The sequence below is a fragment of the Bradyrhizobium agreste genome, assembly GCF_016031625.1.
GTDB classification, from domain to species: Bacteria; Pseudomonadota; Alphaproteobacteria; order Rhizobiales; family Xanthobacteraceae; genus Bradyrhizobium; species Bradyrhizobium agreste.
In genome coordinates this window covers 1-14,185 of sequence record NZ_JACCHP010000005.1, presented here as the reverse complement: position 1 = coordinate 14,185, position 14,185 = coordinate 1, and the positions used below count along the sequence as shown (strand labels likewise).

The following is a 14,185-nucleotide window of genomic DNA, read 5'->3' as shown; positions in this document are numbered from 1 at the left end:
CGAAAAGGTCAACAAAAGCAAAGGCCCGAACAGCGGTTCGGGCCTTTGATATGATCACAAGAAGAAGATGATCGCGATGGAGGAATTACTCGTCTTCCTCGGGCTGCTCCTCGGGAGGGGCGAGGCCTTCCAGGCCCTTCAGCAGCTCCTCTTCGGTCATGCGTTCCACCGCGACCTCGGTGTCGTCGGCATCGACGCTTGCGCCCGCGGAACCGATCAGCGGCACGGTATCCGGCTCGGGCTCGTCCACCTCGACGAACTTCTGGAGCGAGTGGACCAGCTCCTCGCGGAGGTCCTCCGGCGAGATCGTCGTCTCCGCAATTTCGCGCAAAGACACAACAGGGTTCTTGTCGTTATCGCGGTCAACCGTTAGTTGTGAACCGGACGAGATCATGCGGGCACGGTGGGCAGCCAGCAGGACCAAGTCAAACCGGTTGTCGACCTTGTCGATACAATCTTCTACGGTGACGCGAGCCATGGACTGTCGCTCCGTTGTGGGTGGGACGAACTATGTGGATGATTGGGGCTAGTTATAGGGGCCGGGACGGTTTCGCAAGACCATTTTGTGATTTGGCCTCGCCAAACGGCTCTGCTACCCCCACATTGGGGCTGGGACGGGTGGTTTTCCGGGCTGCCGTTGGGGGCGGCCTCGGGTGTATGCAAGTCCGCCATAACTATACCTTGATTGCCCCGACTTTTCCGGATTTGCGGTTTCGACGGGTCTCTGCGGCACTCTAGAACTGCGCGGCCTATTGTCGCCGCGCCAACAAAAAACGATCAATCACGAACACTACGCGAGCAAACTGAATGTCACCTTCTCCTACCAACAAGATCGCGCTCTTCATCGACGGGGCCAACCTCTACGCGACGGCGAAAACCCTCGGCTTCGACATCGACTACAAGCGCCTGCTGAAGGAGTTTCAGAGCCGCGGCACGTTGTTGCGGGCGTTCTATTACACCGCCATCATCGAAGACCAGGAATACTCCTCGATCCGCCCGCTGATCGACTGGCTGGACTACAACGGCTACACCGTCGTCACCAAGGCAACCAAGGAATTCATCGACGCCTCCGGCCGCCGCAAGGTGAAGGGCAACATGGACATCGAGCTCGCCGTCGACGCCATGGAGCTCGCCGAGCACATCGACCAGATGGTGCTGTTCTCGGGTGACGGCGACTTCCGCTCCCTGGTCGAGGCCGTCCAGCGCCGCGGTGTGCGGGTCACGGTGGTCTCCACCATCGCCAGCCAGCCGCCGATGATCGCCGACGAGCTGCGCCGCCAGGCCGACGTCTTCACCGACCTCGTCGAGCTGCAGTCCAAGCTCGGCCGCGATCCGTCCGAGCGCCCCGCCCCGCGCGACCGCGGCGAGCGCGGCGAACGTCACCACGCCCCGCAATTCCTCCAGCGCGCGACCACGATGGCGCCGAGGGGCGATGACGACTTCGAGGAGTGAGGCGGCCCGGTCAAGCCGCCAGCCTCCCACAATCGTTCCCGACCGTGACTGCCCGCTCTGTCCGCGCCTGGCCGCCTTCCGCGAGGCGAACCGCGCGCGCGAGCCATCGTGGCACAATGCGCCGGTTCCGCCCTTCGGCGATATCAAGGCCCGCCTCCTGATCGTGGGCCTCGCCCCGGGAATGCAGGGCGCCAACCGCACGGGGCGTCCGTTCACGGGCGACTATGCCGGCGACCTGCTCTACGCCACGCTGATCGAATACGGCTTTGCCAGAGGCACGTATCAGGCCCGCCCCGACGACGGCCTGAAACTTGTCGATTGCCGGATCGCCAATGCCGTGCATTGCGTGCCGCCGCAGAACAAGCCGCTGCCGATCGAGATCAGCACCTGCCGTCAGTTCCTCGTGGCCAATCTCGCGACGATGCCGAACCTACGCGCGATCGTCGCACTCGGGCGGATTGCGCACGATAGCGTGCTCAAGCCGCTGAACCTGAAGGCTTCGCAAGCCCCCTTCGGCCACGGCGCAGTGCATCAGGCCGGCGCGTTCCGGCTCTACGACAGCTATCACTGCTCCCGCTACAACACGAACACTGGGGTGCTGACGCCGGACATGTTCAGATCCGTGTTCGCGAAGGTGAAGGCGGATCTCGATTAGCTATTGACGGGATTCGCCTTGAGCCAGGCCAGCACGTCGCCGGCGTTCCGGTCAGGCGGAAACACCGGATAGAACACGTGCGTGATCCTGGCGTGATCGATGATCAGCGCGATGCGCTTGATCAGCGTCAGGCCCGCGACCTCCATGGTCGGCAAATCTAGGGCGCGCGTCAGCGCCAGCTTCTCGTCCGAGAGCACCGGGAACGGCAGATGCAGGCGCGAAGCCATCTCGATCTGGTAGTCGTTGCTCTGGGTCGAGAGGCCGAACACGTGCGCGGCGCCGGCGGCCTTCAGCTCGGCGTAGAGATCGCGGAATGCGCAGGTCTGGGGCGTGCAGCCGCGCGCCCCCGGGATCATGTCCCAATCGTCGACCAGCGCGATCTTGCCGGGTTCGCCGGTGCGGGGATAGGCAAACACCACGGTGCGGCCGCGCAGCGCCGACAGCGTGACCGATGTGTCGTCGGTCGCGCGCAGGCCGATCGGCGGCAACGTCATGCCCTCAAGATGCGCAGCGGCGCCGTCGTCGGAAGGCGCGGGAATCTGGCTCCAGTCGACCTCGAGCAGGTTCCGTTGATTCATCTCGTCATCCCCTCGCGCGCAGCAGCCGGCCCTTCTCTCGACTCCAGTCGCGCTTCTTCTCGGACTCGCGCTTGTCGTGCAGCTTCTTGCCCTTCGCAACCGCCAGCTGCAGCTTGGCCCGGCCGCGCTCGTTGAAGTAAAGCTTGAGCGGGATCAGCGTCATGCCCTCGCGGTCGACCGCGCCGATCAGCTTGTTGATCTGTCGGCGGTGGAGCAGCAGCTTTCGCGGCCGCTTGGGCTCATGGTTGAAGCGGTTGCCCTGCAGATATTCGGGAATGGTGGCGTTGATCAGCCAGATCTCGCCGTCCTTGGAATCGGCATAGGATTCCGCGATCGTGCTCTTGCCGTTGCGGATCGACTTGACCTCGGTGCCGGTCAGCGCAATGCCCGCCTCGATCGTGTCCTCGATGGCGTAGTTGAAACGCGCCTTGCGATTTTCCGCCATCACCTTGATCGGACGTTCGTTCTTATCGGCCATGACGGGCAAACCTGATCGAGATGCGCTCGGATTCTAACAGTTCGGATGAAGTGGGCGCGTCACTTCTTGAGGAGATCGCGGATCTCGGTCAGCAGCTCGACCTCGGCCGACGGCTTTGGCGGAGCGGCGGGCGCCGCCTCCTCCTTGCGCTTTAGCGTGTTCATGGCGCGGATCACCAGGAACAACACGAATGCGACGATGATGAAGTTGATCGTCAGCGTCAGGAAGCTGCCGTAAGCAAGTACGGCGCCTTGCTTTTTGGCGTCCGCTAAGTTGGTGGCGCTGACCGCCTTCGACAAGGGGATGAAGTAGTTCGAGAAGTCGAGGCCACCGGTGACGGCGCCGATGATCGGCATGATGATGTCACCGACCAGCGACGTGACGATGCCGCCGAAGGCCGCGCCGATGATGACGCCGACCGCGAGATCGACGACGTTGCCCTTCATGGCGAACTCGCGGAACTCCTTGAGCATCCGCGCGCCCTTTTCCTCCACGCTCATAAGGCTCCCCCAACGGCTGATGCGTCAGTTGATCAGACCGGCGTGAACCATCGCGCTGCGCACGGCAACCCGCGTCGGCTCGGATATCGGAACCATAGGCAGCCGCAGCGTCTCGTCCAGCTTGCCGAGCAGCGACATCGCGTACTTGATCGGCGCCGGATTGCTCTCGATGAAGAGGTTGTTGTGCAGCGGCATCAGCTTGTCGTGGATCGCGAGCGCCGTCTTGGTGTCGCCCTTCTGCCAGGCGGCGTGGAACTCCGAGCACAGGCGCGGCGCGACGTTCGAGGTCACCGAGATGCAGCCATGGCCGCCATGGGCCATGTAGCCGATGATGGTGGCGTCCTCGCCCGAAAGCTGGTTGAAATCCTCGCCCATCGCCGCGCGCTGCTGCGACACGCGGACCATGCTGGCGGTGGCGTCCTTGACCCCGGCGATGTTCTTCAGCTCCCACAGCCGCTTCATGGTGTCGACCGACATGTCGATCACCGAGCGCGGCGGGATGTTGTAGATGATGATCGGAATCCCGATCGCATCGTTGATCGCCTTGAAGTGCTGGTACATGCCTTCTTGCGTCGGCTTGTTGTAATAGGGCGTCACGATCAGCACGGCATCAGCGCCCGCCTTTTCGGCGTGCTGGGAAAGCTCGATCGCTTCCTTGGTCGAGTTGGAGCCGGCGCCGGCGATGACGGGCACGCGGCCCTTGGCTTCCGCGATGCACCATTCCACGACCTTCTTGTGCTCGTCATGGCTGAGCGTCGGGCTCTCGCCGGTGGTGCCGACCGGAACGAGGCCGTTGGTGCCCTCGGAAATCTGCCAGTTGACCAGGGAGCGGAACGCCGCCTCGTCCAGCGCGCCGTTCTTGAACGGCGTGACCAAGGCGGTGAACGACCCTCGGAATTTCGTCTTGGCTGCCATGGACTTCCTCCGTACGCGGCGATCTCTTGAGCAAGCCCCCTTCATATCGGGTCTATCCCGCCGGTAAAAGGCCCGGCCTCGGCGCGAGGCTGGGTTTAGGCCGCGATTTTGCCGCGGTGCTGGTGCAAATCGGCCCGAGGTAAGCGGCTGTTGGTATTTTCTCCGCATATTCAAGCAAATTCAGCTAGGTCTTGAGCCACTTCACTGATTCGGGGCGACGAAACGCCGTGACCTCCTTTGCTCCTGCCGCGTGGCGATCCCTCGGCATGGCCGTGTGCCTGATGGCAGGGCTGTCGATGGGCTGCGCCGCCCTCGCCAAGTCCAACGAGAAGTCCAACGAGACGGCCGCGGAGACCAAGGATAACGCCAAGCCGGCCGTAAAGGACACGGCGAAGGGCGCGACCAAGCAACCAGCGAAGGACACAGCCAAGGGAACCGGCAAGGACGCTGCGAAGGCTGCGAGCAAGGGTGCGCCCGGCACCCCCGCCAAGGACGCCGCGAAGAAGCCCGACGCCGGTAAGAACGCCAGCAAGGAACCGGCGAAGGACAAGCCCAAAGACAAGCCCAAGCCTGCGGCCGCAGCTCCTGCAGTTGCACCCAAGGCAGCGCCGACTGCAAGCGGCGCGCCATCCAGGGCAGCCCCCGCCCCGGCCGCGACCGCCACCATCAAACCGACCGCGCCAGCCCCAGCCAGACCGGCCGCAGCTCCCATGCTGGCGCCTGCAACGCGGCAGCATGCAACGCCGCGCAAGCCGGTCATCCCGGCCGCCGTCGCTGCGACGTCCTCGACCTCGCAGGCCGACAAGGACACGCTGGAGAGCGTCATCGAGCTGGTGCGCAAGCGCAAGGCCGGCGACGCCACCAATGCCGCGGCCGGCATCTCCGATCCGGTCGCCCGCAAGCTCGCCGAATGGATCATCCTGCGCAGCGAGGACAACGGCGCGACCGTGGAGCGCTATCGCGCCTTCCTCTCCGCCAATCCGAGCTGGCCGTCGCAGACCTTCCTGCGCCGGCGCCTCGAGGCCGCGATGTGGGACGACAGGCGCGACGAGTCGGTCGCGTGGTCGTGGTTCGAGAACGAGTCTCCGATCTCCGCCAAGGGCCGCTTCACGCTCGCCAGGGCGATGCTGGCGCGCGGCGACCGCGCCAATGCCGAACGGCTGGTGCGCGAGGCCTGGCGCGGCGATCCGATGTCGGAGGACACCGAGAACAACGCGCTCGACCAGTTCGGCGCCCTGCTCACGCCGGGCGACCAGAAAGCGCGGATGGACAACCTGCTCTACGGCAGCGAGAACGAGGCGGCATTGCGCGCCGCCAAGCGTCTCGGCGCCGGCTATGTCGCGCTCGCCAAGGCCCGTATCGCCGCGGTCAAGAAGGCGCCGAACGCGCGGGCGCTGCTCGATGCGGTGCCGCGCGAGCTGCACAGCGATCCCGGCTTCATCTTCAGCAAGATCCAGCTGCTGCGTCGCGAAGAGAAGTTCGCTGAAGCCGCCCAGCTGATGCTGTCCGCGCCGAAGGATCCGGGACGCCTGCACAATCTCGACGAATGGTGGATCGAGCGGCGCCTCCTGGCGCGCAAGATGATCGACACCGAGGAGTTCCGCAGCGCCTATCTGATCGCGCGCGACGCCGCCCTGCCCTCGCGCGACATCTACAAGACCGAGCAGGAGTTCACCGCCGGGTGGATCGCGCTGCGCTTCCTCAACGATCCCGCGACCGCCGCCCAGCACTTCGCCCGCATCGGCGTCGGCAGCGTCAATCCGACCACGCTGGCGCGTGCCGGCTATTGGCAGGGCCGCGCTGCGGAGGCGATGGGCCGGCAGCAGGAGGCACGCAACGCCTATGCGCGGGCGGCCGAGCAATCGACCAGCTATTACGGCCAGCTCGCGCGGGCAAAGCTCGGCCTGCCGCAGATCGAGCTCAACAGCCAGCCGCGCGGGCGCGGCGCCGAGCGGCTCGAGATCGTGCGCGCCGCGCAACTGCTCTACGAACTCGACGAGCGCGAGCTCGCGGTGCCCATGCTCGCCGACATGGGCGAGAACGGCGATCCCGAAGCGCTTGCGGGCCTCGGCGAGCTGACGCAGCGCTACAGCGATGCGCGCGGCATGCTGCTGCTCGGCAAGGCCGCGCTCAACCGCGGCCTGCCGTTCGACTTCTACGCCTACCCCGTCAACGGCATTCCGCACTTCACGCCGATCGGTCCCGAGGTCGAGCGCAGCATCATCTACGCCATCGCGCGGCAGGAAAGCGCGTTCAACCCCTCGGTGGTCTCGCCGGCGCAGGCCTACGGGCTGATGCAGGTCACGCCGGATGCCGCCCGCTACGTCTGCAAGCGCCACGGCGCGACCTACGACCTGGGGCGGCTGAAGAACGATTCGGTCTACAACGCCACGCTCGGCTCGGCCGAGCTCGGCGGATTGCTCGAGGATTACCGCGGCTCCTACATCATGACCTTCGCCGCCTACAATGCCGGCCGCGGCAGCGTGAAGAAGTGGGTCGAGCGTTACGGCGATCCGCGCGACCCCAAGGTCGACGCCGTCGACTGGGTCGAGCTGATCCCGTTCTCCGAGACACGCAACTACGTGCAGCGGATCATGGAGAACCTTCAGGTCTACCGCGCCCGTTTCGGCGGCGGCACCCGCTTGCAGATCGAAGCCGATCTGCGCCGCGGCGCCGGCAGCGTGGAATAGAGCCCCCTCTGGCCCATGCACCGCAGCCGCCTTGGCAGCGGCAGCGACGGCCGGAGCAGCGATCCGGTCCGAATGCCTCTGACCCCCGGCACGACCAGCTCAGGTCAGCGTCGCGGAAGCGGGATGGACGCCATGTAGTCGTGGATCGACTGATCAGGGATCGACTTGCGCGCAATCAGGTGGTGAATACAGTTCGCAGCAAGGTCGAATGAGCGATAGCAATGATGAGAGATCATTGCCAGATGCTTGAGCTGCTCGACCGTCATGTCAGCCGGCCGCATGAAGTTTCGTACATAGACGATATCGGCCTCGAGTAGCTGGTTCATAGCCGCATGAGGATTGGACGGGTCGCTCAATGGAGCGATCATGCGCTGTTTGACTGCCGTAAAGGCGTGGGGAACGAAACCCTGCTTGCGCAATTCGGCATCGATGTCTCCGAACGTCGGCTGGTCCTTGTAGAGGCAAAGAAACGAAACCTCCGTTTCGACGACGACCGCCTGCTTCAGCTTTTGCCGCGCGCCCCCGAACACAGCGAGTTCCGAGCCCTGAACGTCGATTTTCAGAAAATCCAGGTGCCGGATTTCGGCAATATCGTCAAGCCGGCGGGTCTGGACCGGATGTTCGCTGACCACACTGCCCCATTCGGAAAATTTCGCGAAATGCGACAGCGCATTCTGATCCGGGAGCAGCAAGCTTGTCATCCCTGGCAGCCGGCAGAGACGCAGCTTTGCCTTGTGCCCATTTCCGATGACATAGTGATAGTAGCTCTCGAGGTCGCTCTTGCGGGCGTTGAGCTCTACGAGCGCCTCCTCCTGCGGTTCAAAGCCGACGACCGTGCAAAGTCTTCGTTGCAGCATCGCCTTGTAAGGCGGCTCGCCATCGATCGGATTGGCGCCGACATCGATCACCGAGGTCAGCCGTGCCGGCCGGAGGAGATTGTTCAGAAGGTCGGGTTCGTTGTCAGTCATGCGCAGTGAAGACCATGATGGAATGACATGAGGTGTCGCGCCAAGGCGGCCTCATAACGATATGTCTAAACGGCAAACGAGGCCGGCGCTTCGCCGGCGCAATGCCGGCGCCACATCTCAACGAAGGCCTTTTCCAAGTGTCGCGTCATGCCGACGGTATCGAACAGAGGCCAAGTGGACCGATGCGTCGCCAGCTTGCTCGTGAGTGCGGTTCGAAGTTCGGAATCATGCGCGATCCGAAGCGCCAAGCCCTCATATTCATCCAGCGATCGCGTCACCAGCTCGGGAAGGCCGACCGCGTTCAGGAGACTGGCTGCAACACGTCCCGGAAAGGCGGTGCCGAGGCAAGTCAGGACTGGCAAGCCAGCCCAAAGGGCGTCGCTGGTCGCGGTATGAGCATTGTATGGCAATGTGTCCAGGAATAGATCCGCGAGCCGGTGGCGCGCCAAGTGTTGGTCGGCTGGGACCTGTGGGGCGAACACGATTCTCTCGGCGGCGATGCCGCGCGCAACGGCTTCACGCCTCAGGTTCTCCCTGGCGATCGGGCCCCCGTCGAGCAGCCAGAGAACGCTGCCGGCGGTTTTGGCAAGCAGCCTCATCCAGACGTCGAACAGTGGGGGCGTGATCTTGGAAGTTCTGTTGAACCCGCAGTAGACGAATGCATCGTCCGGCAGTCCGACCTCACTTCGGGGCGGTCCATTTGCCGGGAGCGGCCGCCGCGCGTCGGTCGCCTGATAGGTATGGGGGAGATAAATCACCTTCTCGGCGTAGTGCTTCTGCTCGCCTTCGGGAATGACGATCCGGTCCGCCATGATGTAGTCGATATAGGAAGCGCCCATCGTGCCGGGAAAGCCGAGATAGTTGACCTGGATGGGAGCCGCCCGACGCGCAAGAATTTTCGGCCTCGCGCCTGCAGTGAAGCCTCCGAGATCGACGAGAACCTCAATGTCGAGCTGGCGTATCAGCTTCACCACGTCCTCGTCGGTCAGATGGCTGCCGTCTTCGAAGCGTTCGAATGCGGCCTTCAGGCGGTCGCGCATCTTGCTGCCGTCATCCGGTCCGTAGGAGATGGCGGTGATGTCGAAGCGCGCGCGGTCGTGCTCCTCGAAAACTCCGGCCATCAAATTCGCGGTGGCGTGATTGCGAAAATCGGCAGACAGGTATGCGATGCGCAGCCGGGCAGCCGGTGACGGCGTTCTGGGTCTCGCGGGATCTCGCTCCGGAGCGACGGTGGCGACAAATACCTTCGCACAGGCCAATTCGAGTGCGGGAGACGACGAAGCATGAAGGAATGTGAAGGGATCGACCGCCACGCCGGATTCGACGGCCTCGTCCAGGCCGGCCTGTTCACGTTCGAAACTGCGCCAGTCGGCGCGCTGCCGCCTGGAATCAACGAGCTTGCTCAACGCGAAGGGGAAAGCCTTGTTCAGCGCGACAGTTCTTTCGAGCGCTCCGATCGCTTCGTCGTGTCGGCCCATTTGGGTGAGGACCTCAGACAAGACGAAATGCATCTGTGGATTCGACGGCGCAAGCTCGACGGCACGTTGGTAGCTGGCAAGCGCTTCATCGAGCTGACTGAGCTCGCGAAACGCGCTGCCTCGGTTTGCGAACGCTGCGCTCGACGGCGCGATCGCAATGGCGCGGTCGAATTCCGCGATAGCTTCCCGAAGCTCGCGCCGTGCGAGCAGGATGGCTCCGCGATTGAGATGCGCATCGGCCATGTTCGGCGACAGGGCAATCGCCTTCGCAAACCAAGCGAGCGCATCGTCCGTCTTGTTCAAAGCGCGCAGCACGTTGGCATAGTTGAAGAGAATGTGGGGATCGCCGGGATTGATGCGGGCAGCCTTCTTGAGCAATGGCTCGGCGTGCGCGAAATCACCCCGCTGCACGTGCAATAGCCCCAGCATATGCAGCGCGACAGGTTGCGTTTTGCTTCCCTTCAGGATGGTTGTGTAGGCCCGTTCTGCTTCCGCCAGATTGCCCGAACGGTGCGCCGCAATCGCCTGGTCCAGAATAACCGACAGATGGGGTGAAGAGGGAGCCGAGGCTCCCTTGTTGCGGCTTTGCTGCGACATCTGATTGGGTTCTGCACCCCGACGAGGGCCGGTCTTTTCGTGAACTGGTGAAAAAACTCTAGGCGCCTTTGCTGGAGAGAACAACGGCTGCGCCGTCTCGCTGCAAGGCACGAAATGACCTGCGTCTGCCAGTTCGCGCGCGATGCCACCTCGCTTGGCTTTCGATCCTTCGCGCGGCGAGGATGGCAATGTAATACGCAAAAAAATAGACCCCCAGCGAAATCGCTGGGGGTCCTTGGCGTCAGTTCAGGATTGAACTTAGAAGTTGCGCTGAGCGCGCAGGAGCATCTGGAGGTTGCCCTGATCCTTCAGCTCGTAGGTCGCTGCGGGCTTGGCAACAGTGAGGTTCGCCGGAGCCGCGATCGTGCCCGAGTACTTCTGGTCGAGCCAGACGTAGCTCACGTCAGCCGTGAAGGCGAGACCCTTGACCGGAGTCCAGACCACGTTGCCGCCGATAACCGCGAGGTTGAAGTCGGGGTTACAGGTCGAACCAGCCGAAGGCGCCAGAGCAGCAGCGAAGTTGGCGCAGATCAGAGCCTTGCCCGTGGTGCCGTACTTCAGCTGAGCATAAGCACCGTAGATGCCCGACGACCAGTTCGGGGACCAGTTGTGGGTGTAACCACCACGGACGCCCCAGGTCTTGACCGTGTCGATGCCGGTGGCGGTACCGAACACGCCATCAGCGATACCGGCGAAGCCGATGCTCTGATAGGCGATGCCGCTGCCGCCGTAGATGAAGATCGACTGCGGGAACAGGCTCTGGAAGTTGTACCGCGAAGCACCGTCAGTGTAGACGGCCTGCAAGTTGATCGAGTCACCCGCGCCGGTCGGGATGTTCTTGATCGACAAGGCGCCCTGCACGGCCCAGCCCCACTTGTCGTCGGGATGTCCGGTCAGCTCGGTCGTACCATAGTAGGCGGTGTGCAAGTTGTGCGCCGCGACCGACACTTGGGCCAGACCCCAAGCCTGGTCGACGCGAACCGCACCGACGATGTCGGGCGAACGCGTGCCACCCCAATCGTTGGCACCATAGACGCCAGTGATGAACTGAGCGGCCGTGCCCGACGACACGTTCCAGAGGTTCGACTGGCCGCCAGCGGCGGTCGTCAGATCCTGCAATGCAACCGAAGCGGTGACGCCCTGGCCGAAGTCCGCCGTGTAGGCGACCTGGTTCACACCGGTGACGTTGTTGCTGCCGCCCGGAAGGAAGTCGGGACCGCCAGCCGGATAGCTCTGCCACGGTGCGTCGAAGATCGAGACCGTGCGGCCGAAGGTGAAGCCGGCGAACTGGATGAACGCATGGTACAGACCGAGCGTGGCCGAAGTGTTGGGCGTGCCCGAAAGCGTCGACGGGTTGCTGCCGGTGACGCTTTGCGTATCCCAGGTGAAGACCGTATCGGCGTAAGTGCGGACCACGCCATATTCGGTCGCCGTGCGCGTATCGATGTTGAAGTCCAAACGAGCGCGGGTCTGGTAGTAGTTGTCCAGACGGTTGTTGCCACCGGCGGGAGCGCCCTGGCCAATGCCGTAGTCGCTGTTCGTGTTGAGCAGCAAGTCAGCGCGCACGTAGCCACCGAGCTTGATGCAGGTGTCGGTGCCCGGGATGTAATAGAATCCAGCACCGTACAGGGAGCAGATCTTCACGTACTCGACCGCCTTGGCCTTCACGGGGAGATCGGCTGCCTGAGCTCCGCCCACGGCGATCAGACCCGCCGCTGAGCCGAGCAAAAGGCTCTTAACCAACTTCATGTTAAACCTCCAAGTTGCTCTTCAGGGAAGGTCACTGACCGGACGGCCAATTCCCCAAACCCCCTCTAAATCACCGCCTTTGGCCCCTTCGCGCCTTCGGACACACCCGCATGAACGCGAGGGACTTAAGCGAACGACCTAAACGGGACGACCTCGGGATGCCCCCCTCCGTCGCTCAGTCACAATTACCGAACGTCCTTGCACACACAACAAGAGAACGCTCCGAAACGGGCCGGTGAAGCGTGTTTTCCGATGGGTGTTGCACAAATAACACGCAGATGTGATCAAACCGCTCTCGTAACACGTTGTTTACGTTGATGTTTTCTGGACGGTTCCAACCGCCATCAAAGTTCCCCACATGAGGCGCGGGGCGCGAGACCTCGCCTTGAACCAGCTTTGAGGCGCTCGAATCGTGGAATCAGAAGGAGACTCATGGGCAGGCATCGACCGCGTCCCCGCCGCAATCTGACGCTAGGCTGCAATGCCTCGGACACCGGGTCACGCTCTCTCTCACTCTCTATAAGGAGGTCACGGCCGCGGGGATGATCGGCCGGACAGCTCGGCGAGCCGGGACGCAGAGGTGCTAGGCCTTCCTCGCACCTCTGAATTTCCTCGCAAATTCAGCGCCATGCCCTCGTCCGAGCGCAAACCCGTTTCGTTTCGCAAATCACTGGGAATATTCGAGCGAAAACACGCGCTTCCAAATTGACCAGCCCGAGCAAATAGATGCATAAGGCTCGCACCGGAGAGGTGGCCGAGTGGCTGAAGGCAACGCTTTGCTAAAGCGTCATACGGTCTCAAGCTGTATCGAGGGTTCGAATCCCTCCCTCTCCGCCATCCCGCAGCTGTCCAGCCCGGACACATAGGTAACGAATCGTACCTGAGACATGGGTGACAACCTCGTGCCGAACGGGTTGTCGAAGGTTGCAGGTCACTCCACGCCTTCATGGCACGGCCTATTCTTGCTCGGCCCGCGCTATCGCCGTCAACCCCGCGCGCCAAGGGGCGCGCCCCTGCGGGCTTCGGGGGTTGACCGCTCAGCGCGGCCAAGCAAGGGAGCTGCCATGCCGAGAATGAGCAAGAGTGGCGTCAGAGCGACGATGTCGGACCGGAGACATCGGTAACGGGCTTCGGGCCGAATGGGTCAATTCCGCCGGACACTTCATGCCGAGCGCCTCGTGCGGTCTTTCCGTGTTGAACTCGTGAACGAAGGCATCGAAGCGGCCTTGTTGCTGCAGGATGTTCGCCCCTGGCGGCCGGGTCGCCTCCTGCTTCAGCGTCAGGTGCATGCGCTCGTGACGGCCATTCTGCTGCGGATGGCCAGGCTTGATGCGCTCGATCGCGATGCCGAGGCGAAGCCACCAGACCGCGAGTTTTGACAGGTTGAACAGCGCATTGGGGCTGGCGAACGGCACGCCATTGTCGGAGCGGATCGACAGCGGCAGCCCGCGTTCGGCAAACAGCCGCTCGAACGCCGTCACGGCCAGTTCTTCTCGCGTCGATTCCATGGCTTCGCACATCAGCAAGAACCGCGAAGCCTGATCGGTCACGGTGAGTGGGTAGCAGTAGCGTCCGTTGCCGAGCTTGAACTCGCCCTTGAAGTCGGCGCACCAGAGGTCATTGGGCGCAACCGCGGCCGACAACCGCGTGCCCTGCGCGCGGTTGTTCCGTTCACGGGCGCGCTTGACCAGGCCGTGGCGATCGAGCACGGCATGGATGGTGCTCTTGGCCGGCACCCTGACGTCACCATCCAGCCGCCGGACCAGGAGCTCGCGGATCTTGCGGGCTCCCCAATGTGGCTTCTCCGCCTTCAGGCGGACGATCTCGCTTTCGAGCTGCTGCGGCAGCTGGTTGGCGTAGCGCACCGGCCGTCGCGACCGGTCCGTCAGGGCCTCGAGCCCGTGTTCCTTGTACCGGCCAAAGATCTTGTAGCCGGTCTTCCGCGATATGCCGAACTCCCGGCATACGTCCGTCATTGCCTCGCCGTCCAACAGCCGGGCGACAAACCGCAGGCGCTCATCCATCACCGAACTCGCTTTCCACGGCATCTACACCTCCCGCAGAACAAAAGCGGAAAGTGTAACCCATGTGTCCGGTACGAAATGTCACCTATGTCTCGGGCCGC

The 14,185-nt window shown here is 63.3% G+C and carries 12 protein-coding genes and 1 tRNA gene; 4 read left to right on the top strand and 9 right to left on the bottom strand.

Going from position 1 to position 14,185, the window contains the following annotated elements; translation table 11 throughout:
- Nucleotides 1–85: 85 nt before the first annotated feature.
- Nucleotides 86–478 carry a DNA-directed RNA polymerase subunit omega gene (gene rpoZ, locus HZZ13_RS08545; protein ID WP_007603391.1) on the bottom strand — a complete coding sequence of 131 codons (393 nt, stop codon included), beginning with the start codon at nucleotides 476–478 and terminating at the stop codon, nucleotides 86–88.
- 329 nt (nucleotides 479–807) lie between these two features.
- On the opposite strand from rpoZ, the gene HZZ13_RS08540 reads away from it, so the two are divergent.
- Nucleotides 808–1,452, top strand: a complete 645-nt coding sequence (locus HZZ13_RS08540) for a LabA-like NYN domain-containing protein (RefSeq protein WP_025036724.1) — start codon at nucleotides 808–810, stop codon at nucleotides 1,450–1,452.
- Nucleotides 1,433–2,107 (top strand): uracil-DNA glycosylase, encoded by a 675-nt coding sequence (locus tag HZZ13_RS08535; RefSeq protein WP_197959199.1) that lies wholly within the window; start codon nucleotides 1,433–1,435, stop codon nucleotides 2,105–2,107. The genes HZZ13_RS08540 and HZZ13_RS08535 overlap by 20 nt, the downstream gene beginning before the upstream one ends.
- Here the strand turns inward: HZZ13_RS08535 and HZZ13_RS08530 are convergent.
- The 4 genes from HZZ13_RS08530 to dapA are packed head-to-tail and all read right to left on the bottom strand — an operon-like array spanning nucleotide 2,104 to nucleotide 4,578.
- Nucleotides 2,104–2,685 (bottom strand): peroxiredoxin, encoded by a 582-nt coding sequence (locus HZZ13_RS08530; RefSeq protein ID WP_197959198.1) that lies wholly within the window; start codon nucleotides 2,683–2,685, stop codon nucleotides 2,104–2,106. The genes HZZ13_RS08535 and HZZ13_RS08530 overlap by 4 nt on opposite strands.
- 4 nt (nucleotides 2,686–2,689) lie before the next feature.
- Nucleotides 2,690–3,163 carry an SsrA-binding protein SmpB gene (gene smpB / locus HZZ13_RS08525; RefSeq protein WP_197952839.1) on the bottom strand — a complete coding sequence of 158 codons (474 nt, stop codon included), beginning with the start codon at nucleotides 3,161–3,163 and terminating at the stop codon, nucleotides 2,690–2,692.
- Between the two features lie 59 nt (nucleotides 3,164–3,222).
- Nucleotides 3,223–3,636, bottom strand: a complete 414-nt coding sequence (mscL, locus tag HZZ13_RS08520) for a large conductance mechanosensitive channel protein MscL (RefSeq protein ID WP_197959479.1) — start codon at nucleotides 3,634–3,636, stop codon at nucleotides 3,223–3,225.
- A gap of 51 nt (nucleotides 3,637–3,687) precedes the next feature.
- The gene (gene dapA, locus HZZ13_RS08515; protein ID WP_197959197.1) at nucleotides 3,688–4,578 is read right to left on the bottom strand and encodes a 4-hydroxy-tetrahydrodipicolinate synthase; all 891 of its coding nucleotides are present in this window, start codon (nucleotides 4,576–4,578) and stop codon (nucleotides 3,688–3,690) included.
- Nucleotides 4,579–4,859: 281 nt separating this feature from the next.
- Between dapA and HZZ13_RS08510 the strand changes: the two genes are divergently transcribed.
- On the top strand, nucleotides 4,860–7,268 hold the full coding sequence (locus tag HZZ13_RS08510; protein ID WP_197959478.1) for a lytic transglycosylase domain-containing protein: 2,409 nt from the start codon (nucleotides 4,860–4,862) through the stop codon (nucleotides 7,266–7,268).
- A gap of 104 nt (nucleotides 7,269–7,372) precedes the next feature.
- Here HZZ13_RS08510 and HZZ13_RS08505 read toward each other — a convergent pair whose 3' ends face one another.
- The 3 genes from HZZ13_RS08505 to HZZ13_RS08495 form a co-directional block, all read right to left on the bottom strand.
- Nucleotides 7,373–8,236, bottom strand: a complete 864-nt coding sequence (locus HZZ13_RS08505) for an FkbM family methyltransferase (protein ID WP_197959196.1) — start codon at nucleotides 8,234–8,236, stop codon at nucleotides 7,373–7,375.
- Nucleotides 8,237–8,301: 65 nt separating this feature from the next.
- Nucleotides 8,302–10,311, bottom strand: coding sequence for an O-linked N-acetylglucosamine transferase, SPINDLY family protein (locus tag HZZ13_RS08500; protein WP_197959195.1), 2,010 nt, complete (start codon nucleotides 10,309–10,311; stop codon nucleotides 8,302–8,304).
- 258 nt (nucleotides 10,312–10,569) lie between these two features.
- On the bottom strand, nucleotides 10,570–12,060 hold the full coding sequence (locus HZZ13_RS08495; protein WP_197959194.1) for a porin: 1,491 nt from the start codon (nucleotides 12,058–12,060) through the stop codon (nucleotides 10,570–10,572).
- Nucleotides 12,061–12,804: 744 nt separating this feature from the next.
- Between HZZ13_RS08495 and HZZ13_RS08490 the strand changes: the two genes are divergently transcribed.
- A tRNA-Ser gene (locus tag HZZ13_RS08490) sits at nucleotides 12,805–12,897 on the top strand.
- Nucleotides 12,898–13,097: 200 nt separating this feature from the next.
- Here the strand turns inward: HZZ13_RS08490 and HZZ13_RS08485 are convergent.
- Nucleotides 13,098–14,108: an IS481 family transposase gene (locus HZZ13_RS08485; RefSeq protein ID WP_246504353.1), complete on the bottom strand. Its 1,011-nt coding sequence runs from the start codon at nucleotides 14,106–14,108 to the stop codon at nucleotides 13,098–13,100.
- Nucleotides 14,109–14,185: the final 77 nt, after the last annotated feature.